The organism is Streptomyces sp. NPDC060209 (assembly GCF_042728155.1).
In the GTDB taxonomy this organism is placed as follows: domain Bacteria; phylum Actinomycetota; class Actinomycetes; order Streptomycetales; family Streptomycetaceae; genus Streptomyces.
This window is the reverse complement of record NZ_JBHWZS010000110.1, coordinates 1-25206: the sequence shown is the minus strand read 5'-3', so window position 1 is coordinate 25206 and position 25206 is coordinate 1. Positions and strand designations below refer to the sequence as shown.

Below are 25206 nucleotides of genomic sequence, written 5' to 3'. Positions count from 1 at the left end.
GACCGGTTGCGCGGCGCGCTGAAGTCCGTACGCAACGCGAAGTCTCCGGCGGCCGCCGCTGCCGTTCCCCCGGCGCCTTCGCAGGCGCCGGGCACCCCGGCCGCCACGGCATCGGCCTCCGGGCCCGCCGTGCCGCCAGGACGTCCGGGCGTGACCCGCGCGTCGATCACCGATGTCGTGCCGCGCCGCACGCTGGCGGTCATCGCCGGTGTCGTCGTGCTCGCGGTCCTCGGCACGGTCCTGGCGCTCACGCTCGGCGACGACGACGCGGGCAACGAGGGCGGGTCCAAGGGCGACACAGCCACGTCGTCCGGTGCGACGGCCGGCGGCGACGCAGAGGCCGCCGCCGGGGGCGGCTCGGGCAAGGACAAGGACAGCGGCACGGAGGACGGGGGCAAGGACGGTCAGGGACAGGACAAGGGTGATGCGTCCGGCGACGCTTCACCCTCGGCGGAGACCGGCGAGCCGACCCCGGACCCGAACGCACTGCCCACCGGGTACAAGACGGTCACCAACAAGCAGTTCCACTTCTCCGTGGCGATGCCCGGGAACTTCAAGTTCGACGGCATAGCGGGACAGAACTCGGGTGCCAAGTACAACGCGGCAGGTGGTTTCCCCCGGGTCCAGATCGACTACAACTCCTCCCCGAAGGACGACGCGGCAGCCGCCTGGGCCGGTGCGGTCGCGGCGACCAAGAGCCTCAGCAACGGCTACAAGCACATCGGGATAAAGAAGGTCGAGTACAACGGCTACCCGACCGTGGCCGACTGGGAGTTCACCCGCGACCAGCAGGGCCTGCGCATCCGGGTCCTCAACCGGGGCTTCAAGGTCGACGCCACCCACGGCTACTCGATCATGATCAGCTGTGAGGCGGACACCTGGGACGACGAGGAGTGCCGGACACTGCGCGAAACGGCGTTCGCCACGTTCAAGCCGACCGACTGACCTGCCTGGCGGCCGACTGGGCGGCCGGGTTGCCGTGACCCGGCCGCGCGGCCGCGACTTGCCACGTATTGTGAGAGGCCGAGGACCGTACGCAGCCGGAATGGTGGGTCAATTGCACAGCAAGTGACCGCAATTGACGGATTCATGCGGTCTCGGTGACCGGGGGACAGCGCGCTCTGGGGAGGCGTCGTGGACGACTATGCGGGTCGGGTGCTTGCCGACCGCTACCGCCTTCCGCTGCCCCCGTCCGATGCGTACGAACTGGCGGAGACCCGGGCCTTCGACACGTACAGCGGACAGGAAGTCCTGGTGCGGCAGGTGCCGTTGCCGGAAGTCGTGGACGCGGAGGTGCTCGACGCCGAGGGCCACCCCTCGGCCAGGCGCGCCACCGGGCGCGCGGTGCGGCGGCCCACGGATCCCGCTGTCCGGCGGGCGATCGAGGCCGCACAGGCGGCGGCCCAGGTACCCGACCATCCGCGCCTGGACCAGGTCTTCGACGTGTTCGCCGAGGCGGGATCGCTCTGGATAGTGAGCGAGCTGGTCGCCGCCCGGCCGCTCGCCGCACTCCTCGCCGAGCGCCCCCTCAACCCCTACCGGGCCGCCGAGATCGGCTCCGACGTCCTCACGGCGCTGCGGGTGCTGCACGCGCACGGCTGGACGCACCGCAACATCACGGTCCGCACGGTGCTGGTCTGCGACGACGGCCGCGTCGTGCTGACGGGACTCGCGGCAGGAGCGGCCGAGGAGGCGCTGTGCGGATACGTTCCGGCGCCGCAGCCGGACGAGGAGGACGCCTACGGGCCCCCGGCGGTCGAATCCGGCCCCACGGGCCCGTACGAGCCTCCGGCGGTCGAGCCCGTCCCGTACGAGCCCCCGGCGGTCGAGCCCGTCCCGTACGAGCCCCCGGCGGTCGAACCGGGCCCCACCGGCCCGTACGAGGCCCCGCCGGCCGTGTCCGCCCCTTACGAGCCTCCGGGGGCGCACGAGCCCGACGTCGCCCTGCCCCGGCCCGATGGGCGTCCCGCTCCGGAGGCCCTGCCCGCCCCCAGGACGTCCACGGACGGGGTGCCGGCCCCCGGCCCCCGTACCGAGAGCGAGGCGGCACCCCCCGCCCTGCCCGCGGCGGGCAGTGCCGCGCAGCTGCGTGCCGCCCGCGCCGGGGCGATCGCGGCCTACCGGGCGGGGGCCCGTGCCGCGGCCCGCACCGGCGAGGACGGGAAGCGCGCGGACCACGACCGCGAAGGCGGCCCCGAGACGGACGAGCGTGAGGAGTCCGCCGCTCCCCCCGTCCCTGGACGCCCGCAGCTGCCCAGTAGCTGGGGCAGGCCGGCCGAAGACCCGTACGCCTACGACGACGAGGACGACGAGGACGAGGACGACGAGGGCCCCGGCGGCCCCGTGCCCCCCGGCCGGCGTGTCCACCTCGCCGGCACCTGGGGCGACGGCCCCGGTTCCGGCCGCCCCGTGCCCGCGGGCGGCTCCGGAGGACCGGGCGGCTCCGGCGAGGACGCGCTGCGCGCCGACGCCCGGCGCCTCGGCAGTGCGGCCGTGGAGCGCCAGGACCGGCTGCCGCAGCCGGTGGCCGCCCGCACGCCCGCCGGAGGGTGGGACGAGGTCGTCGCCGGAAGCGGCACCACCCCCGCCTACCGCGGCCCGGCCACCCCCCTCGCCGCCGAACGTGCCAGGCAGGCCCGTATCGCCGTCGTCGGCGCCGTCACCGAGCGCTGGGCGCCCGAGCAGGCGGGGCCCGTCCACGACAACTGGCAGCTCGCCCCGCCCATCGGCCCCTCCACCGACCTGTGGGCGCTCGGCGCGCTGCTCTACCGCGCCGTGCAGGGCCACGCCCCGTATCCGGAGGAGAACGCCGCCGAGCTCGTCCAGATGGTCTGCGGTGAGCCCCCCGCCTTCGCGGAGGAGTGCGGCCCGCTGCGGCCCGTCGTCGAGTCGCTGCTGCGTCAGGACCCCACGGAGCGCCCCGACTTCGAGGAGCTGCGCGGCTGGCTGCGCTCCCTCGTGCGCTCGGCCCCCGAGCCCGAGGCCGGTGCCGACATCGTCACGATGCCGCCCGCGGACGCCACCCGCCTGCCGGTCGTACGCCGCCGGGGCGAGCTGGTGCGCCGCCGCAGGGGCCGCGGCGGCGCGGCCCACGGCCGGCACCGTCAGGGGAAGCCGCAGCGCCGCGAGAAGCAGCAGACGTACGAGCAGCAGGCATACGAGAAGCCGCAGACCTACGAGAGGCCGGCGCGCGCGCCCCGCGAACCCAAGGGGCCCAAGGTGCTGCGCCAGCCGCAGCGCGGTGGCCGTGCGCCGCGACGGCTCGGACGGCTGTTGCTGGTGCTGATCCTGCTGGCGATGGCCGCCGCCGTCGCCTACGCGATGCTGTTCATGCCCCAGGAAGGGTCCGGGACAGGGGCGGGGGCAGCGCCCTCGGGCTCCGTCGCACCGGCGGACCCGGACCCCGGCAACAGCCCGTCCACCGGGGCGTCGGCGTCCTCCGGATCACCGGAGTCCGCTGATCCGTCAGGTTCCTCGGGCTCGGAGAAGCCGCAGACCAGCCGCTCCGCCGTCGCCCTCGCGTCCGGCTACAAGCTGCGCAAGGACGCCGAAGGATTCGAGATCGGTGTGCCGGAGGACTGGCAGCGCAGTCCGGCCAACGCAGACCGTCAGGTCCGTTACGGCAGCGACGGGTTCAGCGTGCTCGTCGTGCCCGGCCGGGACACCGTCAAGGCCAACGGGAGCGACCCGCTGGACTACCAGCGGACCGGGGAACCCGAGCTGAAGCCCTTCCGGGAGTCCAGCTGGGCCACGTCCACGGGTCTGCGCCGCGTCGACGTCGGGCGACAGGCAATGGCGGAAGGGCAGTTCACCTGGCAGGAGAGCAACGGCCGTCAGGTGTACGTCCGTAACCTGGTCATGATCGTGTCCGGCAGGTATCACATCGTCCAGGTCATCGGCCCGGAGAACGAGCGGGACAAGGTCTCCGAAATCTACGGGCAGGCCATTTCCTCCTACCGCGTGGGCTCCTGACAGGGCAACAGCGGAAAGCGACAAGCATCACAGTGCGGTCTCGTGGGCGATGTGAGGTTCCGTGGCACCGCCTCCCATCCGTAACCTGTCGTCCCAAGGAACGGGGCTGGGACACACGTGGAACAGGCACAGGGAACGGGCGCAGGGATCGTACTGGCCGGACGGTACCGACTGGGTGACGTCCTGGGCCGAGGCGGCATGGGCAAGGTGTGGCGCGCTCACGATGAGGTGCTCCACCGGACCGTGGCGGTCAAGGAGTTGACCGCCGGACTGTACGCGGCAGAGGCGGACCGTGCCGTGCTGCACGCCCGCACGCAGAAGGAAGCGCGCGCGGCGGCCCGGATCACGCACCCGGGGGTCGTCACCGTCCATGACGTCATCGAGTACGACAACCGCCCCTGGATCGTCATGCAGTACGTCGACGGGCCCTCGCTCGCCGACTCGGCGAAGGAGTCGGGCGAGGTCGAGCCGCGCGAGGCGGCCAGGATCGGGCTGCACGTGCTGAGCGCCCTGCGGGCAGCCCACGGCGCGGGTGTCCTGCACCGGGATGTGAAGCCGGCCAACGTCCTGCTCGCCCGGGACGGACAGGTCCTGCTGACCGACTTCGGGATCGCCGCGATCGAGGGCGACGCGACCATCACCAGGACCGGTGAACTGGTCGGCTCCATCGACTACCTGGCACCCGAGCGGGTACGCGGCGGCGACCCGGGCCCCGCGTCCGATCTCTGGTCGCTGGGAGCCACGCTCTACACGGCCGTCGAGGGAAACTCGCCCTTCCGCCGTACGTCCCCCATCTCCACCATGCAGGCCGTCGTCGCGGAGGAGCCGCCCCCTCCGGCGCGCGGCGGCGCGCTGGCGCCCGTGATCACCGCACTGCTGCGCAAGGACCCCGCGGACCGTCCGACGGCCGAGGAGACGGAGCGCATGCTGCTGGACGCGATGGAGGGGCGGAAACCGCGTGCCGCGCAGGCGCACGTGCCGACGCAGCGGCTCTCCGAGGACGACGTGCGCGCCTTCTCCATGTCGGACGGTTCCACCGCTCAACTCCCCCAGCCTCAGCCCCAGCCCCAGCACCTTCCCGTGCCCCCGCCGCCCGTGGCCCCGCACACCTCGGCGGCCACCACCCGGCGCGGCCGGGGCCGGTGGCGCACCGTCCTGCTGGTCGTCGCCGCGGCCGCCCTGATCGGCGGTGCGGCCGGCCTGGTCGCGATGAAGGCGCAGGACCAGGGTGGCGGCACGACCGGGAGTGAGGTGGAGCAGGGCACCACCGGCCCGGCTCCCTCCGTCTCCGCGGCCGAGGGCCAGGCCGGGGACTCCGGTGGGAAGGGGGACGAGTCCGCGCCGAAGGAGATGCCCGACGACTGGAAGCGGATCACCGCCCCCGAGGGCTTCAGCCTGGCCGTGCCCGACGGCTGGGAGCGGCAGACGGACAGCGAACTGATCGACTACAGCCCGGACAACGGCACGCACAGCGTCCGCATCAGCCTCGATCCGGATCCCGACTTCGGTAACTCCTACGCGCACATGCAGAGCATCGAGAAGGATCTGTCCGTGCGCCTGCCGGACTACCAGCGTCTGACGCTCGAGGAGAACGTCTTCCGCGACCGGCCGGGATCCCGCTGGGAGTTCACCTGGGTCGAGTCCAAGGACCACCCGGGACCGCGCCACGGCATCGACCAGATGTACTTCGCCGAGACGGGCGGGCCGGAGTACGCGCTCTACATGACCGGGCCCGAGGAGGACCAGGCGGAGAGCCGGAAGATCTTCGAGACGATGCTGCGCAGCTGGGAACCGCCGCAGCAGACGGACTGAGGGCCGGATTTCACGATTCCTGACTCCCGATCCGGAGAACGGCGGCGGATCGCCCCTGATCAGCGGTTATACAGCCAGTGATCACTGGCTGTATGGCCGGGCGCGGCAGGAGTCTCTGGCGGGGTCTGTGAAAACCTGTTACCCACGGGTACCCAAAGTGGGCGGGTGGACATACTCTCGCCCTCATGACGGACTCGCAGGCCTCCACGACCACCTCCGCCGCCTCCGGCACCAGCGTCGGCACCAATCCGGTGGCCGCCGCCCCGGTGGGCGCGCGTACCGCCGCCGACGTGGTCACACCCGAGGTGATCGCCCAGCTGACCCGTGACGTCGTCGGCTCCGGCCGCACGGCCAATCACAGCCCCTTCACCGGGGAGAAGCTGGCCGACCTGCCCGAGTCCACGCCCGAGGACGTCGAAGCGGCCTTCGGCCGTGCCCGCGCGGCCCAGCCCGCATGGGCCGCGACCCCTGTCCGGGCCAGGGCCGCCGTGCTGCTCCGCTTCCACGACCTGGTCCTGCAGCGCCAGTCCGAGGTCCTCGACCTCATCCAGCTGGAGACGGGCAAGGCCCGGCTGCACGCCCACGAAGAGGTGCAGGCCGTCGCCGTCGCGGCCCGGCACTACGGGCGCAAGGCCACCTCGTACCTCAAGCCCAAGAGGCACACCGGGGTCGTCCCGACCCTCACCAAGGTCACCGAACTCCGCCAGCCGCGCGGGGTCATCGGCCAGATCGCCCCCTGGAACTACCCGCTCGAACTGTCCGTCGGCGACGCGCTGCCCGCCTTCGTCTCCGGCAACGCCGTCGTGATGAAGCCCGACACGGAGACCGCGCTGACCGCCCTGTGGGCCCGCGACCTGCTGATCGAGGCCGGGCTGCCCGCCGAGGTGTTCCAGGTCGTCATCGGCGAGGGACCCGTCGTCGGCCCCGAGGTCGTCAGCCGCGCCGACTACGTCTCCTTCACCGGCTCCACCCGGACCGGCCGTGAGGTCGCCCAGGGTGCCGCCGCGCGGCTCGTCGGTGTCTCCCTCGAGCTCGGCGGCAAGAACGCCATGCTCGTCCTGGAGGACGCCGACGTGGAGAAGGCCGCCGCGGGCGCCGTCCGCGCCTGCTTCTCCTCCGCGGGGCAGCTCTGCATCTCCATCGAGCGGCTGTACGTCCACGAATCGGTCGCCGACGACTTCGTGGAGCGCTTCGCCGCCCGCACGAAGGCCATGCGGCTGGGCAGCTCCCTGGCGTACGGCGCCGACATGGGCTCCCTGGTCGGCGAGCGGCAGCTGGAGACCGTCAGCCGGCATGTGGCCGAAGCCGTCGAGAAGGGCGCCACGCTCGTCGCGGGCGGCGTCGCGCGCCCCGACATCGGCCCGCTCTTCTACGAGCCGACGATCCTGGACGGCGTCGAGGCACCCATGGCCGTCTGCGGCGAGGAGACCTTCGGCCCGGTCGTCTCCGTCTACCGCTTCAGCGACGACGACGAAGCCGTCTCCCTCGCCAACGCCACCCCCTACGGCCTCAACTCCAGTGTCTGGACGAAGAACGCCGGACGCGGTCACCGCGTCGCCGCGCGCCTGCGGACCGGCACGGTCAACATCAACGAGGGGTACGCGCCCGCCTACGGCAGCGTTCAGTCACCCATGGGCGGCATGAAGGACTCCGGTCTCGGCCGGCGGCACGGCTCCGAGGGCATCCTGAAGTACACCGAGGCCCAGACGGTGGCGCAACAGCGGCTGATGCCCCTCGCACCGGCCTTCGGGATGGACGACGAGAAGTACGCCGCGTTCATGAGCCGCAGCCTCAGGGCGATGAAGGCCTTCCGGCTGCGCTGACCCCAGCGGCACCCCCCAAGCCGTCTTTCCCGCTTTCCCCGCCCTTTTCGTACCGAGGAGTGCCATGTCCCAGGACAGCCATGCCCAGAATCAGGCCGGTCCGGCCGCTCCGGCGGCGGACGACGACGCTTACGACTACGACGTCCTCGTCGTCGGCTCGGGCTTCGGCGGCGCGGTCTCGGCCCTGCGGCTGAGTGAGAAGGGGTACCGGGTCGGCGTCCTGGAGGCGGGCCGCCGCTTCACCCGCGCGACGCTGCCCAAGAACTCCTGGGACATCAAGAACTATCTGTGGGCCCCGGCGCTCGGCCTGTTCGGCATCCAGCGGGTGCATCTGCTCGGCAAGGTGATGGTGCTGGCCGGCGCCGGCGTCGGCGGGGGCTCCCTCAACTACGCCAACACCCTGTACGTGCCGCCCGCGCCGTTCTTCGAGGACCGCCAGTGGGCCGGCATAACCGACTGGAAGGCCGAGCTGGCGCCGTACTACGACCAGGCGAAGCGGATGCTCGGGGTGCGGCTCAACCCGACCGTGACCCCCGCGGACGTCCACCTCAAGGCCGTCGCAGAGACCATGGGCGTCGGCGACACCTTCCATCTCGCGCCGGTCGGCGTCTTCTTCGGCGACGGCCAGGACGCCGACGGGACCGCGCGGGCGAAGCCCGGAGGGGAGGCGGCCGACCCCTACTTCGGGGGCGCCGGTCCCGCCCGAAAGGCCTGCTCCCAGTGCGGCGAGTGCATGACGGGCTGCCGTCACGGTGCGAAGAACACCCTCAACGAGAACTACCTGTACCTCGCGGAGAAGGCCGGTGCCGTCATCCACCCGATGACGTCCGTCGTCGCGGTCACGGACGGCCCGGACGGCGGCTACCGCGTGTCGACCGTGCCCACGAACCGGCGCCGCAAGGCGGAGCCGTCCGTGCTGCGGGCCCGGAAGGTGGTCGTCGCCGCGGGCACGTACGGCACCCAGACCCTGCTGCACACGATGAAGGACGAAGGGCTGCTGCCCCGGCTGTCGTCCCGGCTCGGCGAGCTCACCCGCACCAACTCCGAGGGTCTGGTGGGGGCACAGACCAGCGACCGCCGCTACCGCAAGAAGCACGGCACCGCCAAGGCCGACTTCACCCAGGGTGTCGCCATCACCTCGTCGATCCACCCGGACGAGAACACCCACATCGAGCCGGTGCGTTACGGCAAGGGCTCCAACGCGATGGGCGCGCTGACCATCCTCCAGGTGCCCTACAGCACCCACCGGGTGCTGAGCTGGTTCGGCAACGTGGCCAGGCACCCGTGGCTCACGATGCGCTCGCTGTCCAACCGGCGCTGGTCGGAGCGGACCATCATCGGGCTCGTCATGCAGTCGCTGGACAACTCCCTGACGGCGTACCGCAAGCCCGGCGGCGTCGGCAAGGGCCTGCTCACAGCCCGGCAGGGCCACGGCTCGCCCAACCCGACGCAGATCGCCGAGGCCACCCAGGGCGCGACGCTGCTCGCCCAGGAGATCAACGGCTTCGCGGGGTCGAACGTCGGGGAGCTGATGGGCACCCCGCTCACCGCCCACTTCCTCGGCGGCTGCCCGATCGGAGGGAGCCCGCAGGACGGCGTCATCGATCCGTACCACCGGCTGTACGGGCACCCCGGCATCTCCGTGGTCGACGGTTCCGCGGTCTCCGCCAACCTCGGGGTCAACCCGTCGCTGACCATCACCGCGCAGGCGGAGCGCGCGATGTCCTTCTGGCCCAACAAGGGCGAGGCCGACCCGCGCCCGGCGCAGGACGCGGCCTACGAACGGCTCGCCGCGGTCGAGCCGCAGGCGCCCGCCGTGCCGAAGGAGGCGTTCGGCGCGCTGAAGCTGCCGTTCCTGGGGATTCCGGTGGTGCCGCCGAAGACGGCGGCGTCCGAAGCCTGAGCCCGGGAACGCCAAGGGGCTGCACCCCCCTCCGAGTGCAGCCCCTTCACGTACCTACCGGTGGCGCGCCTTACGCGGCGACGTCACCGTTCTTGCGGCGCCGCACGATGAACATCGCGCCGGCACCCAGCACCACGGCCGCGCCGCCCGCGAGGGCGATCACCGGAGTGGTGGAGGACGAACCGGTCTCGGCGAGGTTGCCGGTGACCTTGGCGGTGTCGCCGGCCGGCTTCGAGGTGGGGACGGGGACGCTGCCGCCCTGCTGGGGCTTCGTGTCGTCCTCGTCACCGGCCTTGACGATCTGGAACTTGTAGGCGACGTCCGTGAAGCACGGCACCGACTCGAGTTCGTCGCCGAAGACGAGTCCGCCACCGAGGCTGAAGCCGGCACCCACCGGGGCGCTCGCCGCCACCTTGAGGCGCAGGTCGATGTCGACCTCGTAGCCGGGCTTGAGCTCGTCGGTCTCGCCGACGTAGCCGGACGCGGTGCCGTCGCCCTCCAGGTCCTCCCAGGTGCCGTCGGCCTCGTTGAGCGCCTGGATCCTGACCTGCTTGCTGGTGAAGAGGTGCTCGCCCGCCTTGTCGGAGGCGGCGCCCGCGAAGAAGATCACGTTCTTCACGGTCTTGTTCGAGCCGTTGTAGGCGTTCAGGGTGAACCGGTCCCAGCCACTGCCCCGGGCGATCTTGCCGGACAGGCCGTTGATCGCGAGGTCCAGCGGTTGGGGCTCGCAGTCGCCGAGCTCCTCGTCCTCGCCGGGCTCCTCCTCGTCGGTCGCCGTGGCGGTGGGCGTCGGCTTCGCGGGCGGCGTCTCCGACTCGGTGTCCGTCGGGGTCGGGGAGGTGGTCTCGGGCGTGATGCCCTCGGACGACTCCGTGGCCGACGGGTTCACGGACGGCGAAGCGGACTCGGTGTTCTCGGGGGACGCCGTCTCCGACGGCGTCCCGCTCGGCGTCTCGGTGGGCGTGGGTGAGGTCGTCTCGGTCGTCGTGGTCTCGGGGTCCGCGAAGGCGGCCGGCGCCGAGAGGAGGACGACCGGGCCTATGACGGCGGTGGCGGCAGCGAGTGCCAGGGTGCGGCGGAGCTTCATCTGGGGCCTCAGCGGGTCCGTGGTACCGCGTGGGTTGCGGTACACCTGAAAAGGATGAACGGGCCTGCCGTTGTGGGGACGGAACGAGCCGGTGTGTTCGCCATGCATGACCTGTGAAGTGGGGAAACGGTTGTCCCCGGTTTCACAGAATCTTTATGTGGCGCTCGCCACACCCTTGAGCCGTGCCCATTTCGTGATCTTGCCCGGTGCAACTCTCGGTGCCGCGGAGCGGTCGAACCCGTACTGAGTCACAGCAGTCACACAGCTCCGCCGATCCCCAGAGGTTCGCGATGACACGCCTTTCCCCGAGAGCAGCGCTGCGCCGTACGGCAGGCGGCCTCGCCGCCGCCGGGCTGCTCGCCGCCGGTTCACTCGCCGTCGGTGCCCCGGCGCAGGCGGACGGCCCCGCCTTCACCCTCGGCGGCCCCGCCGAGTCGGCCGTCCACCCCTATCCGGAGACCGGGAGCCCCCAGAAGTCCTCGCTCGGGCTCACCGTCCACAACCCGGACCCGGACGAGGAGAGCATGGGCTACGAGGGCGAGGTGACCTACACGCTCGACCTCAGCGGCATCGCGGGCGTCGCCGAGCTCCTCCCGGCCGAGGACACGGGATCGGACTGCGAGATCGCCGGGGCCACGGCCGTCTGCCACGACTACGGCGTCTACGCGGGCCTCAGCTCCATCGCCGACTTCGACCTCGCCGCGGCCAAGGGCAGCAAGGCCGGCGCCTCGGGCACCATCCGGGTGACCGGCGAGGCGGAGGGGGTCACCTTCGTCCCGTTCTCCACGAAGGTGACCGTCGGCGGCCCCGACCTGGTCATGAAGCAGCTCCCCTTCAAGCAGCAGCTCTCGCCCGGCGACGTACAGCCCGCACCGATCACGTTCACCAACAAGGGCACCGCGGCGGCCGACGGCGTCCTGCTGACCCTGATGTACTCGCGCGGTCTGGAGATCCCCGAGCGCTACGCCAACTGCGAGTACAACGGCGAGGCCGGGGAGGAGCCGTTCGACGGCTTCGTCTGGGCCACCGCCCTGTGCTCGGTCCCCGGCTCCTACGAACCGGGCGCCACGTACACGCTGGCGGAGCCGCTGTCCGTCGAGGCCACCGAGCGCGCGTACTACGACACCTTCATCTACCGCATCAACGAGGACAGCCCGGCGCAGCGATCGGCACAGCGCGCGGGTGCGCCCTTCTCCCGGGGTACGGGCCCCGAGCTGGCCCTGAAGAAGGTCACGACCTCCGCCCGGAGCGCCGATCTCGACCCCTGGGACAACCAGCAGGAAGTCGACTTCCGTACGGAGAACACCGCGAACTTCGTGGCGGTGGGCGGCAAGGCCGACGGCGCCGCGGGCGAGACCGTCACGGCGGACATCGGCTTCCGCAACGACGGGCCGGCCTGGATCGGCTACCTCCGGTCCGGCGAGCCCGTCGCCGCCTTCGACTTCACCGTCCCCGATGGTGCCGAGGTCACCGGCAAGCCGGACTCCTGCCAGGGCGTGACGGCGGAGGGCAAGTACCGCGAGGACCAGACCGGCGCGCCCCGTTATGTCTGCGAAGCGTCGATGACCGTGCGCGACGGGGCGGAGATCTCGCTGCCGTTCGAACTGAAGATCACCGATCCGGTACCGAACGCCGACGGCGCCGTCCGGATCCGCAACACCTGGCTGAGCGACCCCGAGCTGCCCTTCGACCCGAAGCCGGCCGACAACATCGCGAAGCTGGTGCTCAACGGCGACGACCCCGGTTCCGAGGACACGGGCGGCACGTCGGACGGCACCACCGGAACGGGCGGTTCCACAGAGGGCTCCGCCGGCGGTGACACGGCGGGCCAGGACCCGCAGACGTCCGGCACCTCGGGTACGTCGTCCGGCTCGGGTTCGACCGGGACCACGGGCACATCCGGCTCCGCGTCGTCGGACACCGGTGGTGGTCTCGCCTCCACCGGCTCGGTCGCGCTGATGGCCTCCGGTGCCGCGGCGATCGCCCTGGCCGCCGGCGGCGTGATGTACGCGACGACCCGGCGCCGCGCCCAGCGGGTCTGAGGGCCGTCCTCCACGACGGTCCGAAGGCGGCCGGTCCCGGGCGTCCCCGGGGCCGGCCGCACGTGGGTGACCGGGCTGCTGTCCCCTGCCGACCGGTCACACGCGCCGGGCCGCGGTCCCACGGCGCACCTTCGGTACGCCACACGTCCCGGCGGAGCCACACGTGGATTCCTGCCGATGCCGCCCCTGGCTGGCACGGACACCTGGACCAACGAAACGGTCCGGGGCCCGGTCACGCGCCGTACGGGTGAGACCTGGCCCGAACGCGGGTGCGGCCGTACAGCCTTCCCGTACGTCACACCCGGCCGCGGCACAGCTCCAGCAGCGTCATGGCGAGTGCAGTGCCCGGCTTGCCCAGGGCATCGCTGTAGTGGCTGAGGACGTCCATCTCCCGGGAGAGGTTCACCCGGCGGCCCCCGGACGTGATCCTGGCCTCCTGGATCACCGCCGAGACGGCCATCCGTTCCTGGACGAGACCGATGATCCGGTCGTCCAGCGCGTCGATGCGCGTCCGGGCGCCCCCGATCAGGGACGCGGCCTCGTCGGTGTGCGCGCCGGTCCGCTCGGCGGCCGTCTTCGTGGGTGCGGTGCTGGTCATCCGTGACTCCTGGTGGGCTGAGGGCCCCCGGAGCGACAGGTCCGGAACGCCAGAACGCCCCGGGCCTGTCGGCCCGGGGCGCCTGGAACGTTGCTTGTCAGTTGCTCAAGCAGCACGACCATGGCAGCCGGCGGGCCGGGTGCCATAGGTAAAGACGAAGATCGTGTGCTGACGCATGGCGTAAGTATGGACCCCGTCCCGGGCCCGGGTCCACGCCGGGCCCGGATGGTGAGACGGGAGCCCGGCGGGGCGATGTTCCACGGCCGGTAGAATTGGGAGGACCGACCCCCTCTCCACCGCCGGAAGGCCGCCCCGTGCCAGCAGCACCCCCCGCCGCCCCCGACACCGCGACCGACGTCGTCCTGGTTGTCGACTTCGGCGCCCAGTACGCCCAGCTCATCGCCCGCCGTGTCCGTGAGGCCCGGGTCTACAGCGAGATCGTCCCGTCCACGATGCCGGTGGCCGAGATGCTGGCCAAGAACCCCCGGGCGATCATCCTGTCCGGCGGCCCGTCCTCGGTGTACGCGGAGGGCGCGCCCAGCATCGACCGCGCGCTGTTCGAGGCCGGTGTCCCGGTCTTCGGCATGTGTTACGGCTTCCAGCTCATGGCGACCACCCTCGGCGGCACGGTCGACGACAACGGCGCACGCGAGTACGGCCGCACCCCGCTCGCCGTCTCCAAGGCCGGCTCCACCCTCTTCGAGGGCACGCCCACCGAGCAGCCGGTCTGGATGTCACACGGCGACGCCTGCTCCGCCGCCCCCGAGGGCTTCACCGTCACCGCGTCCACGGACGTCGTGCCGGTCGCAGCCTTCGAGAACGACGAGAAGAAGCTCTACGGCGTCCAGTACCACCCGGAGGTCATGCACTCGACCTACGGCCAGCAGGTCCTGGAGCACTTCCTCTACCGCGGCGCGGGCATCGAGCCGACCTGGACGACCACCAACGTCGTCGAGGAGCAGATCGCCCTGATCCGCGAGCAGGTCGGCGACAAGCGCGCCATCTGCGGCCTCTCCGGCGGCGTGGACTCCGCGGTCGCCGCCGCCCTCGTGCAGAAGGCAATCGGCTCCCAGCTCACCTGCGTGTACGTCGACCACGGTCTGATGCGCAAGGGCGAGACCGAGCAGGTCGAGAAGGACTTCGTCGCCGCGACCGGCGCGAAGCTGAAGGTCGTCGACGCGGAGAAGCGCTTCCTCGACGCCCTGGCCGGTGTGTCCGACCCGGAGCAGAAGCGGAAGATCATCGGGCGCGAGTTCATCCGCGTCTTCGAGCAGGCCCAGCTGGAGATCCTCCAGGAGGACGGCCCCGAGGTCGCCTTCCTTGTCCAGGGCACCCTCTACCCGGACGTCGTCGAGTCCGGTGGCGGCACCGGCACCGCCAACATCAAGTCCCACCACAATGTGGGCGGGCTCCCCGACGACATCGAGTTCCAGCTCGTCGAGCCGCTGCGCCAGCTGTTCAAGGACGAGGTCCGGATGGTCGGCCAGGAGCTCGGCCTGCCCGAGGAGATCGTCCAGCGCCAGCCGTTCCCCGGCCCCGGCCTCGGGATCCGCATCGTCGGCGACGTCACCAAGGAGCGGCTCGACCTGCTCCGCGAGGCCGACGCCATCGCCCGCGAGGAGCTGACCGCAGCCGGCCTGGACCGCGACATCTGGCAGTGCCCCGTGGTCCTGCTCGCGGACGTCCGCAGTGTCGGCGTCCAGGGTGACGGCCGCACCTACGGCCACCCGATCGTGCTGCGCCCGGTCTCCTCCGAGGACGCCATGACGGCCGACTGGTCGCGTCTGCCGTACGAGACGCTGGCGAAGATCTCCACCCGCATCACCAACGAGGTCGCCGACGTCAACCGCGTGGTGCTCGACGTGACGAGCAAGCCGCCGGGGACCATCGAGTGGGAGTGATTCCCGCCCTCTGAGGCTCTCCGAGGCCAACGCCGCTGCCGTCGCTCATTCGTTTGGGCGGCGGCATCGTCGTATCCGCCGGGTAGGCCGGCCCAAAAAACGAGACTCAGCCCCATGGGAGCGACCATGGGCGTAATTCCGTGGCAGGGGTCCGTCGTTCATGGAATCGTGCGTCCCCATGTCTGCCGAAGAAGTCCGCGCCCTCATGTCCGCCCCCGGCAACGACCGCCTCACCTGGAACACCCCGCTGTCCGAGGAGCACGCCGCCCAGCTGATCGCGGCCTGCGCCCCAGCTCCTGGCGCACGGATCGCCGACTTCGGCAGCGGCTGGGGTGAACTGCTGATGCGCCTGGTCGAAGCGGCGCCCGGATCCACCGGGGACGGCATCGAGACCGACCCGGACGCGGTCGCGCGGGGTGTCAGGCTGGCAGACGAGCGGGGGATCGGCGACCGGGTGCGGTTCCACGAGGTTCCGGCCGCCGAACATCCGGGGGGCGGCTACGACCTCGCCGTTTCGATCGGCTCCTCGCACGCCTGGCCGGGCGGCACCCCGGAGGCGCTGAAGGCCCTGCGGGCCGCTGTACGCCCCGGCGGCCGGGTGCTGTTCGGTGACGGCTTCTGGGAGCGGGAGCCCTCGCCCGCCGCGCTGGAGGGGCTGGGCGCGGAGCCCGGCGACTTCGGTTCGCTCCTGGAGCTGATCCGGCAGGCGGAGGCCGCCGGGCTCAGGCCGCTCCAGGTGACCGTCACCGATCAGCGCGAGTGGGACCTCTTCGAGTCGGCCGCCAACATCGGGCGCGGCGAGCGCTGGGCGCTGGCCAACCCCGGGCACCGGCTGCACGCCGAGGTGACCGAGGCCGTCGACGCGCGCCGCAGCGGGTACTACGGCGGATACCGGGGGACGCTGGGCCTCGCCTACCTCGTCCTCAGCGCCTGAAAATCGCACATTTCCTCGACACGCGCCCCCGGCCCGCCCCGATGCGGGACGAGCCCGCCCCGTACGGCACAATTCGCAGAAATCACAGGCGAGTTGGTTCTTCAGGGTGGGAAAGGGCGGCGTTCTCCGTGGCGTTGGACGAGGCGAGGGCGAAGAGTGCGCACGGCGGTGGCTGTACGTGCGGCGACTGCCCGCACGGGGCACGCGAAGGTCACCGGCGGGCCGTGGCGGCCTTCCTCACCAAGCGGGACGAACTCGCCGCCGGGCAGGGACTGCCCGGCGGGGTCGCCCAGTCCGTCTCCGCGTCCCGCCAGTGGGTCTCGGACGAGCTGACCGAGTCGGCCCGCACCGTCGCCGAACGCAGCCGCGAGGCCGGTGATGCCTGGCTCCACACCCTCTGGCGGCGCACCCTCACCGTGGTCTGGGGAGGCGTCGCCCTGCTGGTCATCGGCGAGGCCGTCACCGCCATCGGGGCGGGCTGGTCCACGGCCCGCACCGCGGGCCTGATCGCCGCACTCGTCACCGCGGGCCTGCTGACCGGCGCCGCCCGTGTCCACCGGTCCCGCGGCGGTCTCCTCGCCCCGCTGATCGGCGAGGACAACCGGCTCTCCACCTCGCGCACCGTCGCCGCCTCCTGGGTGCTGCTCGCCGTCTTCGCCGTGCTCGTCCTCGCCCTGCAGTTGGCCGGGGCGTCCGCCCACGCCGACCGCGACGCCCTGATCGAGGGCCTGGACCTGGTCCGCTCGGCCGGCGTACTGACCGTGCTCGCGCTGGTGTGCGCCGTCGCCGTCGTCGTGCGCCGGGTGGTGACCGTACGCGTACTGGCCCAGCGGCTGCAGAAGCTCCGCGCCGACCGGCCGCGGGCAGCCGATCTGCTGACCGACGACTCCGGGCGCGGCAGTTTCACCGATGTGCAGTACGTGCTGGTCAGCGCCGTCGCCGTGCTGTTCGCCGCGGTCCGGCTGGCCCGCCGCCCCGAGCAGTTGCCGGACCTGCCGTGGGGTCTGGCGGTTCTGGTGGCCGTCTCGGCGGCGACGTACTTCGCCGGGAAGTACGCGGAGGGCGGCCGGCCGGTCATCCTGTCCGTCGTCCGGGCCAGGGAGGCCGGGGACCTCGACGCCCCCATCCGCACCGGCGACGACATCGAGATCCGCGGCGCGGGATTCGTCCCGCCCGGCGCGGGCAGCCCCGACCGGCTGGCACGGGTGGTCGTCAGGATCGGGCGGGTGCATGTGCACGTACCCCTGATCCCGGTCACCGGAGGCTTCGCCAATCCGGCGGACACCGTGCTCACCGTGCCCGTGCCGGTCGAGGTCGAACCCGGCGCCGTCGAGGTACAGGTCGTCACGGCGGCGGGCGTGGAGACGAATTCCTGCCTCATCGATGTCACGGACTGACCCGCATGCCTGGTGAGCGGCACCGAACCGGCGTACGTATGGTCTGTCGAAAGGCCAACGGAAAGCGGGGCAGTGATGCATGGGTACAGGGGCGGTTCCTACGGGCTGGACGAGCCGAGGAGTCTCCGGGACCGGGCGGGGCATTACGCGCTCCTTCCCCTCCGGATCTTTCTCGGCGTCACCTTCGTCTACGCGGGGCTCGACAAGCTGACCGACAACGCGTTCCTGTCCGCGAGCGGGCCCGGTTCCATCGGCGAGATGATGAACGCCGTACGTGACAGCGCGGCGATCCCCGGCCTCGTCGACCTCGCCCTGAAGAGCCCCGAGGGCTTCGGCTACGCCATCGCGATCGGTGAGCTCCTCGTCGGCCTCGGCACCCTCGCCGGGCTGTGGGCGCGGCTCGCGGCGCTCGGCGGTGCGCTGATCTCGCTGAGCCTGTGGCTGACGGTGAGCTGGCAGAGCACGCCGTACTACTACGGCAACGACCTGGTCTACCTCATGGCCTGGCTGCCGCTGCTGCTGGCCGGAGCGCCCTACTGGTCGGTGGACGCCCTGCGAGGGGGCCGACGCCGCGGGGGCATCTGAGGACGAAAGGCCGGTAGGGCGCCGCAGACCTCCCCGACAGCGCGCCGAAGATCGGCTGATGCGAACGGTGCGCAAGCCCCTCGTCGCGCCCGTGAGCCTGGGCGTCGTGGTTCTGGCCGGGCTCGGTGCCTGGGCTTGGTGGGCTTCGCAGGAGCCGGCGGTCGCCGTCCCGGATCGCGTCTGTGCCGGGGCGCTGCCCGCCGGACCGGTGCGGGATCTGCTGCCCGGGCACGGTGAGGCCTACGCGGAGGACTACCTGTACGGCTCGGACACGTCCGTGTCGACGGTCTGGAAGTGCAGTCTGAGCGGCGGCGGGGCGTCCGTCCACTTCTCCAATCTCCTCATCCTGAGCGAGGAGGACTACGGACACCGGGACATCGCCCGGGACGCAGCTGAGCCCGGCAACACTCCTCTCTCCTGGGGGGCGGAGAAGGGTTACATCGAGAAGGGCAGGGTGTCCCTCTTCGTCGGCTGCAAGGGCAGCAAGGGCAGCCCTGTCATGCTGGAGGTGAACGTCCGCGTCGACAAGGGCGATACGGACCCGAAGCACCCGGCCACCCGGAAGAAGGTCACCGCCCTGGCGGCGGACTTCGCCCGCTTCATGGCCGCCCGCGTGGACCACTGCGCGTCGGTCGAGCTCCCCGACAGTGCTCCGGTGCCCGGCTGATCCCGGCTGCCCGGTGGCGGTCAGGGAACCCTGGTGGAACCGCTGTGCGAGGGATCCGGCCCCGCCGCGTTCTCCGCCGACGCCTTCCGCGCATCACGCCGCCGCCGTAGCCGGTAGCTCACCCAGGTCGCCGTGGCCGCCAGCCACAGGCCGCCGATGAACACGGGGGCGAAGAACGTCCATGGGGCGTTCCAGGCTCCCGCCGCGTCCGCCGCGTAGCCGCCCGCCAGAGCCAGCATGACGAGGCCCGCCACCGCGCGGCCGGGCCGGATCTCATGACGCAGCACGGGTGACCTCCAGCTGTCCGATGCCGATTCCCATGCCCAGCTCGACGGTCCCGGCGGGCTTGCTGTCCTCGGGGGGTTCGATGGTGCGCCGGGTATGCCGGTCGGGGGCGATGTCGACGTCCTTGCGCAGGTCGGAGGGGAACTGGATGTCACCGAGGCCCACTTCGGCGTCCACCTTCACCGTCACGCCCTTCGGTACGACGACGAGTGCGCGGCCCGCCCCGACCTCGATGCGGGTGCGCAGGGTCTCGCCCTTCGGAACGGTGATCCGGGAGAGGTCGAGCTTCGCGACCCCGGTGCCCAGCTTGTACTGGGGCTGGACCGTGGCCACCGAGGCGGGACGCCACTCCTTACGGGCCCAGTCGGTACCGATGTCCTCCGGGACGACGGAGGCTCCCGCGAGCAGCCCCGCCGTGATCATGGCCAGCACGATCGTGCCGAAGCCGGTCCTGCCGAGGACGGAGGCGATCAGCAGGCCGAGGCCGAACACCCCGAGTGCGGCGGCGAGCCCGATCTGCAGGCTCGTCCCCAGCGGATGGGTCTCCCAGCTCAGCCCCGTGCCCAGACCGCCCGCGATCAGAGCGAGCAGGAGGACGAGGCCCCCGATCGATCGCGGGCCCCGGGTGCCCGGGGTGCGGTGGGGCGGGCGGAAGGGGGCGTCCGCGGTCGCCCCGCTCCTGCCCGGCTCCGCCGCCTCGGACATCGCGTCCGTGGGACCCCACAGATAACCGGTCCCCGCCGGGCCGGTCGTGCCGTCCTTGACGATCGGATCCCGCCACCAGGACGGGCTGCCCGGCGTGGGCGGCGCCTTCACCTCGGGCGGGGCCCCGTGGCCGGCGGCGTGCGCCGTGCTTCCCGGGGTGTGCGCCGCCGCGCCCGGAGCGTCCTCGGGAGGGGCCGTCCTGCGGTGCTGTGTCCAGACGGAGAAGCCGATCACCGTCAGCGAGAGCATCGCGGCGAAGGCGAGCATCCCGCCGTTGTGCAGCATCGACAGCAGCAGCCCGCAGCCCACCAGCGCCAGCAGCAACGCGACCAGAGAAGCGCCCTCGACCCGGCCCGACAGCAGTCGGCGCGCCTCGTTCTCGTCCTCGCCCTCAACAGGGAGCAGCAGCCAGGCGAAGCCGTAGAAGATCAGGCCGATGCCGCCCGTCACCGCGAGCACGCCGAGCACGATCCGGAAGATCACCGGGTCCACGTCGCAGTACCGGCCGAGCCCGCCGCAGACCCCGGCCACCACTTTCTGCCGCGGACTGCGCTGCAGCCGCGGTGCCGGCCCGGGGGGCGGAGTGACGCCGGGGGAGGCGTCCTGGGGAACGGTCATGGCTCCATGGTGACGGTCCGTATGCCCTCGTGGGACCCGCGACGACCCTGGCCCATCCCTGATATTGCGTCCCGGAGACCCCTGGGGGCCCGCTCGTCAGGCCCCAGGGCAGGCGGGCGTGCCCGGGGCGCCCCCTGAGAGCCTCAGGGTCGAGTCCGGGCAGACCCTGATGCCACGGCCCGCAGGAACGTGTGACGATCGGTGCATGCCAGCAGCCACGACCCGAGCCCAGAGCTCTCACGCCCCGGACCCGGAGGAGCCGGCGCCGCGCAAGCTGTACCGCAGCGCCGACGGACGGATGCTCGGCGGCGTCGCGCGCGGGCTCGCAGGACATCTGGGACTGCCCGTCGCCTGGGTCCGGTTCGTCTTCCTCGGGCTGTTCTTCGCGGACGGCCTGGGAGCCCTGCTCTATGCCGTGTTCTGGATCGTCGTACCGCTCGGGGTCGGTGGTGTCGGCGGGGCCGGCGGAATGGAGAAGTCACTCTTCGAGACCGCCCCGGACGGCCGGCGCAGACTCCGCAAGCCCGACAAGGGCCAGGTCTTCGCCTTGGTGGCGCTGCTCGTCGGTGCCATGATCTTCGTCGGCAACGTCGACATGGGGAGCAAGGCGGACCGATACGTCTGGCCGGCGCTGCTGATAGGCGCGGGCTCGGTCCTGGTGTGGCGCCAGGCCGACAACGCACGGCGTGCCCGCTGGATCGAGGTCGGCCGCCGTCGTCGGGTGCTGCACCTGGCGCGCGGACTGGCCGGTGTCGCACTCGTCGGCCTCGGCCTCGCCGCCTTCATGGTGGTGCGGGGCTCGGCCGCCCAGCTCGGGACCGCGCTGACCGCGGCCATCGCCGTACTCACCGGCATCGCGCTGCTCGCGGGCCCCTATCTCGTACGGATGACGCAGGACCTCTCCGAGGAACGCCTGATGCGCATCCGGGCCCAGGAGCGTGCCGAGGTCGCCGCCCATGTCCATGACTCCGTCCTGCACACGCTCACGCTGATCCAGCGCAACGCGGACGACGGCGGCGAGGTCCGCAGGCTCGCCCGCGCCCAGGAGCGCGAGCTGCGCAACTGGCTGTACGACCCGTCGGGCACGGGCAAGGACGAGGACGACGAGCCGACGAATCTGGCCGATGCGGTCAAGCGCGCCGCCGCCGAGGTCGAGGACAAGCACGGAGTCCCGCTGGAGGTCGTGGTCGTCGGCGACTGCCCGCTCGACGAGAAGCTGTCGGCGCAGATGCAGGCCGCACGCGAGGCGATGGTCAACGCCGCCAAGTACGGTGGCGAGGGCGGTGCCGTCCAGGTCTTCGCGGAGGTCGAGGGCCGCACGGTCTTCGTCTCCGTGCGGGACAGGGGGCCGGGATTCGACCTGGACGCCGTACCGGGCGACAGGATGGGCGTACGAGAATCAATCATCGGCCGGATGCAGCGCAACGGCGGTACGGCGCGGCTGCGTTCGGTGCCCGGCGGGGGTACGGAAGTCGAGCTGGAGATGGAGAGGGCGAGTCAATGACCGAGAACACCGAAGCGACCGGGGGCCCGGAGCGCCGGGTACGGGTCGTGCTCGTCGACGACCACCGGATGTTCCGCACCGGGGTACAGGCCGAGATCGGCCGCACCGAGGAGACCGGGGTCGAGGTCGTCGGCGAGGCCGCCGACGTCGACCAGGCGGTCACCGTGATCACCGCGACCCGCCCCGAGGTCGTCCTCCTCGACGTCCACCTCCCGGGAGGCGGCGGAGTCGAGGTGCTGCGGCGCTGCGCCCCGATGATGGGCGCGGTCGAGAACCCGGTGCGCTTCCTGGCGCTGTCCGTCTCCGACGCCGCCGAGGACGTCATCGGTGTCATCCGGGGCGGCGCCCGTGGCTACGTCACCAAGACCATCACCGGCACCGACCTGGTCGACTCCGTCTTCCGGGTCCAGGACGGCGACGCGGTGTTCTCGCCGCGGCTGGCCGGCTTCGTCCTGGACGCCTTCGCCTCGACGGACGCCCCGCCGGTCGACGAGGACCTGGACCGGCTGACGCAGCGCGAGCGCGAGGTGCTGCGGCTGATCGCCCGGGGATACGCGTACAAGGAGATCGCCAAGCAGCTGTTCATCTCGGTGAAGACGGTCGAGTCCCATGTCTCGGCAGTGCTGCGCAAGCTCCAGCTGTCCAACCGGCACGAGCTGACCCGGTGGGCGACGGCGCGTCGGCTGGTCTGAGCCCCTCGCAGGCTCAGGGGGCCGAGCTCAGGCTGGGACGAGCTCAGGCGGGGCCGAGCTCAGGCGGGGTCGAACTCAGGAGAGGCCGAGCTCAGGCGGGGGCGAGCGAGATGTTGAGCTTCTCGCCGACCCGGCGGTAGCCGATGCCCGCGTAGATCCGCTCGACGTCGGGGCCGCCCGGCTCCAGCCAGACGGTGGTGAAGCCGCGCTCGAAGGCGGTGCTGGTCAGCCAGGCGGAGAGCGCCGCGCCGACGCCCCGGCGGCGGAAGGCGTCGGCGACGGCCAGGCCGGCCAGTTCGCCGATGCCGTCGACCGGGGCCGAGCAGCCGCCCGCACCGGCGGGTGCACCGTCCACGGTGGCGAGCCCGGAGACGCCGCCGCCCTCCGTCGCAGCGCGCAGCCATGCGATCTCGCCGTCGTCGGGACCGCCCTCGCCGCCGAAGCCCGTGTGCTGGACGGCCGCGGCCGAGGTGAACTCCTCGTCGGTGACGGGCTCGGCGACGCGGAGGCCGTCCACGGGCTTCGGCGCGAGGAGGGTCTCGGCGGTGCAGGCCATGACCGGGGCACGGTTCTCCACCGTGAAACCGGCCGCCAGCAGGGCCGGTTCGACGGCGGGCGCCCACGAGGGCAGGAATTCCAGCCGGGGCAGTCGGTCACGCTCGCGGAATGCCGCGATCAGGTCGGCCACATCCCCGTCGGTGGGTTCCGCGTCCTGGTCGGGAATTGCGTAGTTGGCGAACTTCAGCTCCCAGCCCGGATTGTGGCGCACCGTGAAGGGCCCGACCCGGTAATGGTCCGGTGAGCGGAGGGTGTTCGTACGCGCGTAATTCTGAATGGCTGTGTCCATGAGCCCGGGAGCCTATGCGATGCGGGTCGCTCCGGCGAAAGGCATTTCGGAGATCGGCGCGATACGTACGGGTGCGCCCGGGCGTGGGGCGTGGATCATCTGGCCGCCGCCGATGTAGAGACCGACATGGGTGACTCCGGAGTAGAAGAACACCAGGTCCCCGGGGACGAGTTCGGACCGGGAGACGCGCTGACCCGCGTTGATCTGGGTGTACGTCGTGCGGGGCAGGGAGACGCCGGCCGCACGCCAGGCGGCCTGGGTGAGGCCGGAGCAGTCGAAGGAGGAGGGCCCGGTGGCGCCCCAGACGTACGGCTTGCCGAGAGCCCCGTACGCGAAGTCGACGGCCTGCGCCGCGCGGGCGTTGGGGGCGGCCACGGAGCCGCGCGGGGCGCTCCGGTCGGCGCGGGTGGCACTGCCGCCGTGTGCGGCGTCGGCCGAGCGCTCGTAGTCGGCTCGCCGGCCTGCGGTGAGGGTGGCCAGGAGTTTTTGTGCGTCGGCGAGCTTGGTGCGGACGGCGTCCTTGTGCTTCTTCAGGTCGGCCCGGCGGGAGGCGAGGACCGCGAGCTCGTCCTCAGCCCGGGCGCGGAGCTGGGCGATGTCGCTGATCTGCCGGCGCACGCCGTTGATCGCACCGGCCTGGCGGTCGCCCGCACGGTCCTCGTAGGAGGCGCGCTCCAGATACTCGTCCGGGTCGGAGGAGAGGGCCAGCCGGACGGCGGGGTCGACGCCGGCGCTGCGGTACTGGGCGGTCGCGAACGAGCCGAGGGCGTCGCGCGCGGTGTTGAGGCGCTCGGTCCTGCGGGCGGCCTCGTCGCGCAGCGCGTCGAGGGACTTCTCGGAGGCGGCCGACTGCTCCTTCGCGCCGTTGTACTTCTCGGTGGCCACCTCGGCGTCGTGGTAGAGCCGGTCGACCTTGGTCTCGACCTGGGCCGGGGTGAGCTGGGGGTCGGCCTGGGCGGCGCCCTCGAGGGCGGTCGCCGTCGCCGCCCCGGCGAGGGCGAGGGTGGCCGCTGTGCGGGCAGCAGGTCCGGTGAACAGACGCTGCCTGGGCTTGCGGTGAGCGGCTTCTCGATGGGCGGCCACGGGGGTGGTGCGTCCTTCCGTTCGACTGCCCGTCGGGGGGTACCGGCAGGCCCGCCGGGGTCCGGCGGCGGGGCACCACAGGGGGGGGAGTGGCCCGCCGCCGGATTCCGGCGGGGCGACCGGGGTGCCGCCCGGTACGGGGGCGGCGGTACAGAGGCGGTCACCTGGGATGGACGCTAAACCCGGCACACAGGGAAGAGGCGTAATGACAGCTATTGCCCTCATGTGCCGTTTCATTTCCGTGGGATGACAGGAAAATTCAACCGGAGTCCGGCAATTCGTGCAGACCAGGGGGCAACTCGTCGGTAAGTCGTACCTGGCCGAAGAGTGGTGATATGGCCGCGGTTAGGCTGCGGCCATGGACGTACTCATCAATGTCTTCGTGGCCTTGCACATCATCGGTATCGCCTCCCTGCTGGGCGGCTTCCTGACCCAGATGAAGGCCATGGGGGCGGGCACGGCCCGCTTCGTCCCGGCCATGCTGCACGGCGCGCTCACCATGCTCGTCACGGGTGTCGCCCTGGTCGGGCTCAACCAGGCCGACGACCAGAGCGTGAACAACATCAAGATCGGCATCAAGCTGCTGGTCCTGATCGTGATCCTGGCGCTCGTCTATGTGAAGCGGGACGACGAGAAGGCGGGCAAGGGCGCGTTCGCCGCGGTCGGCGGGCTGACGGTCGCCAACATCTTCATCGCCACGCTCTGGACCTGAGCGGGGCGGTCGTACGGAGGAGGGGCCCGGGGGATCCCG

At 71.9% G+C, this 25206-nt stretch carries 19 protein-coding genes and 1 pseudogene; 14 read left to right on the top strand and 6 right to left on the bottom strand.

From position 1 onward, the window contains the following. The 5 genes and pseudogenes from ACFWFI_RS21580 to ACFWFI_RS21560 form a co-directional block, all read left to right on the top strand. Nucleotides 1–945: pseudogene (locus ACFWFI_RS21580) on the top strand (serine/threonine protein kinase); the annotation flags it as partial. Between the two features lie 189 nt (nt 946–1134). Continuing rightward, nucleotides 1135–3972: a protein kinase gene (locus ACFWFI_RS21575; RefSeq protein WP_387392618.1), complete on the top strand. Its 2838-nt coding sequence runs from the start codon at nt 1135–1137 to the stop codon at nt 3970–3972. Between the two features lie 117 nt (nt 3973–4089). Further along, entirely contained in the window at nt 4090–5784 is a 1695-nt protein-coding gene (locus ACFWFI_RS21570) for a protein kinase domain-containing protein (protein ID WP_387392615.1), read from the top strand. 185 nt (nt 5785–5969) lie between these two features. Beyond that, complete coding sequence (locus ACFWFI_RS21565) at nt 5970–7607, top strand: succinic semialdehyde dehydrogenase (protein WP_387392612.1); 1638 nt, start codon at nt 5970–5972, stop codon at nt 7605–7607. A gap of 64 nt (nt 7608–7671) precedes the next feature. Then, complete coding sequence (locus tag ACFWFI_RS21560) at nt 7672–9510, top strand: GMC oxidoreductase (RefSeq protein WP_387392610.1); 1839 nt, start codon at nt 7672–7674, stop codon at nt 9508–9510. Between the two features lie 70 nt (nt 9511–9580). Here the strand turns inward: ACFWFI_RS21560 and ACFWFI_RS21555 are convergent, their stop codons facing one another. After that, nucleotides 9581–10642 carry an LAETG motif-containing sortase-dependent surface protein gene (locus tag ACFWFI_RS21555; RefSeq protein ID WP_387392608.1) on the bottom strand — a complete coding sequence of 354 codons (1062 nt, stop codon included), beginning with the start codon at nt 10640–10642 and terminating at the stop codon, nt 9581–9583. 245 nt (nt 10643–10887) lie between these two features. Here ACFWFI_RS21555 and ACFWFI_RS21550 point away from each other — a divergent pair, with 245 nt between their 5' ends. Next, a complete protein-coding gene (locus ACFWFI_RS21550; protein WP_387392605.1) occupies nt 10888–12639 on the top strand; it encodes a peptidase in 1752 nt (583 codons plus the stop codon). A 295-nt stretch (nt 12640–12934) separates the two neighbouring features. On the opposite strand, the gene ACFWFI_RS21545 is transcribed toward ACFWFI_RS21550, so the two are convergent. Beyond that, a complete protein-coding gene (locus ACFWFI_RS21545) occupies nt 12935–13237 on the bottom strand; it encodes a chorismate mutase (protein WP_104788373.1) in 303 nt (100 codons plus the stop codon). Nucleotides 13238–13551: 314 nt separating this feature from the next. Here ACFWFI_RS21545 and guaA point away from each other — a divergent pair, with 314 nt between their 5' ends. From guaA to ACFWFI_RS21520, 5 genes are all read left to right on the top strand, one after another. Continuing rightward, nucleotides 13552–15138 carry a glutamine-hydrolyzing GMP synthase gene (gene guaA / locus ACFWFI_RS21540; protein WP_387392602.1) on the top strand — a complete coding sequence of 529 codons (1587 nt, stop codon included), beginning with the start codon at nt 13552–13554 and terminating at the stop codon, nt 15136–15138. A 178-nt stretch (nt 15139–15316) separates the two neighbouring features. After that, nucleotides 15317–16072, top strand: coding sequence for an SAM-dependent methyltransferase (locus ACFWFI_RS21535; RefSeq protein WP_387392599.1), 756 nt, complete (start codon nt 15317–15319; stop codon nt 16070–16072). 128 nt (nt 16073–16200) lie between these two features. After that, nucleotides 16201–17469 (top strand): hypothetical protein, encoded by a 1269-nt coding sequence (locus ACFWFI_RS21530; protein WP_387392597.1) that lies wholly within the window; start codon nt 16201–16203, stop codon nt 17467–17469. Nucleotides 17470–17544: 75 nt separating this feature from the next. Continuing rightward, a complete protein-coding gene (locus ACFWFI_RS21525; RefSeq protein WP_387392594.1) occupies nt 17545–18054 on the top strand; it encodes a DoxX family protein in 510 nt (169 codons plus the stop codon). Nucleotides 18055–18112: 58 nt separating this feature from the next. Further along, complete coding sequence (locus tag ACFWFI_RS21520; protein WP_387392591.1) at nt 18113–18721, top strand: hypothetical protein; 609 nt, start codon at nt 18113–18115, stop codon at nt 18719–18721. A gap of 20 nt (nt 18722–18741) precedes the next feature. Here ACFWFI_RS21520 and ACFWFI_RS21515 read toward each other — a convergent pair whose 3' ends face one another. Together ACFWFI_RS21515 and ACFWFI_RS21510 are read right to left on the bottom strand one after the other, a co-directional pair. Beyond that, complete coding sequence (locus tag ACFWFI_RS21515) at nt 18742–19008, bottom strand: hypothetical protein (RefSeq protein WP_387392588.1); 267 nt, start codon at nt 19006–19008, stop codon at nt 18742–18744. Further along, entirely contained in the window at nt 18995–20329 is a 1335-nt protein-coding gene (locus ACFWFI_RS21510; protein WP_387392585.1) for a PspC domain-containing protein, read from the bottom strand. The genes ACFWFI_RS21515 and ACFWFI_RS21510 overlap by 14 nt, the downstream gene beginning before the upstream one ends. 205 nt (nt 20330–20534) lie before the next feature. Here ACFWFI_RS21510 and ACFWFI_RS21505 point away from each other — a divergent pair, with 205 nt between their 5' ends. Together ACFWFI_RS21505 and ACFWFI_RS21500 are read left to right on the top strand one after the other, a co-directional pair. Next, complete coding sequence (locus ACFWFI_RS21505) at nt 20535–21833, top strand: PspC domain-containing protein (protein WP_387392582.1); 1299 nt, start codon at nt 20535–20537, stop codon at nt 21831–21833. Next, the gene (locus ACFWFI_RS21500) at nt 21830–22525 is read left to right on the top strand and encodes a LuxR C-terminal-related transcriptional regulator (RefSeq protein WP_069171103.1); all 696 of its coding nucleotides are present in this window, start codon (nt 21830–21832) and stop codon (nt 22523–22525) included. Before ACFWFI_RS21505 ends, ACFWFI_RS21500 begins: the two co-directional genes overlap by 4 nt. 91 nt (nt 22526–22616) lie before the next feature. Here ACFWFI_RS21500 and ACFWFI_RS21495 read toward each other — a convergent pair whose 3' ends face one another. Together ACFWFI_RS21495 and ACFWFI_RS21490 are read right to left on the bottom strand one after the other, a co-directional pair. Then, nucleotides 22617–23372, bottom strand: a complete 756-nt coding sequence (locus ACFWFI_RS21495; protein WP_387392579.1) for a GNAT family N-acetyltransferase — start codon at nt 23370–23372, stop codon at nt 22617–22619. 12 nt (nt 23373–23384) lie between these two features. Continuing rightward, the gene (locus tag ACFWFI_RS21490; protein ID WP_387392576.1) at nt 23385–24455 is read right to left on the bottom strand and encodes a C40 family peptidase; all 1071 of its coding nucleotides are present in this window, start codon (nt 24453–24455) and stop codon (nt 23385–23387) included. 358 nt (nt 24456–24813) lie between these two features. Between ACFWFI_RS21490 and ACFWFI_RS21485 the strand changes: the two genes are divergently transcribed. Then, entirely contained in the window at nt 24814–25167 is a 354-nt protein-coding gene (locus ACFWFI_RS21485; RefSeq protein ID WP_387392574.1) for a hypothetical protein, read from the top strand. Nucleotides 25168–25206 lie beyond the last annotated feature (39 nt).

What these genes read in the sequence shown, in the direction of transcription:
- ACFWFI_RS21525 (WP_387392594.1), top strand. Translation starts at nt 17,545, where the DNA reads ATGCATGGGTACAGGGGCGGTTCCTACGGGCTGGACGAGCCGAGGAGT.
- ACFWFI_RS21565 (WP_387392612.1), top strand. Translation starts at nt 5,970, where the DNA reads ATGACGGACTCGCAGGCCTCCACGACCACCTCCGCCGCCTCCGGCACC.
- ACFWFI_RS21545 (WP_104788373.1), bottom strand. Translation starts at nt 13,237, where the DNA reads ATGACCAGCACCGCACCCACGAAGACGGCCGCCGAGCGGACCGGCGCG.
- ACFWFI_RS21535 (WP_387392599.1), top strand. Translation starts at nt 15,317, where the DNA reads ATGTCTGCCGAAGAAGTCCGCGCCCTCATGTCCGCCCCCGGCAACGAC.
- ACFWFI_RS21500 (WP_069171103.1), top strand. Translation starts at nt 21,830, where the DNA reads ATGACCGAGAACACCGAAGCGACCGGGGGCCCGGAGCGCCGGGTACGG.
- ACFWFI_RS21510 (WP_387392585.1), bottom strand. Translation starts at nt 20,329, where the DNA reads ATGACCGTTCCCCAGGACGCCTCCCCCGGCGTCACTCCGCCCCCCGGG.
- ACFWFI_RS21550 (WP_387392605.1), top strand. Translation starts at nt 10,888, where the DNA reads ATGACACGCCTTTCCCCGAGAGCAGCGCTGCGCCGTACGGCAGGCGGC.
- ACFWFI_RS21505 (WP_387392582.1), top strand. Translation starts at nt 20,535, where the DNA reads ATGCCAGCAGCCACGACCCGAGCCCAGAGCTCTCACGCCCCGGACCCG.
- ACFWFI_RS21485 (WP_387392574.1), top strand. Translation starts at nt 24,814, where the DNA reads ATGGACGTACTCATCAATGTCTTCGTGGCCTTGCACATCATCGGTATC.
- ACFWFI_RS21560 (WP_387392610.1), top strand. Translation starts at nt 7,672, where the DNA reads ATGTCCCAGGACAGCCATGCCCAGAATCAGGCCGGTCCGGCCGCTCCG.
- ACFWFI_RS21495 (WP_387392579.1), bottom strand. Translation starts at nt 23,372, where the DNA reads ATGGACACAGCCATTCAGAATTACGCGCGTACGAACACCCTCCGCTCA.
- ACFWFI_RS21520 (WP_387392591.1), top strand. Translation starts at nt 18,113, where the DNA reads ATGCGAACGGTGCGCAAGCCCCTCGTCGCGCCCGTGAGCCTGGGCGTC.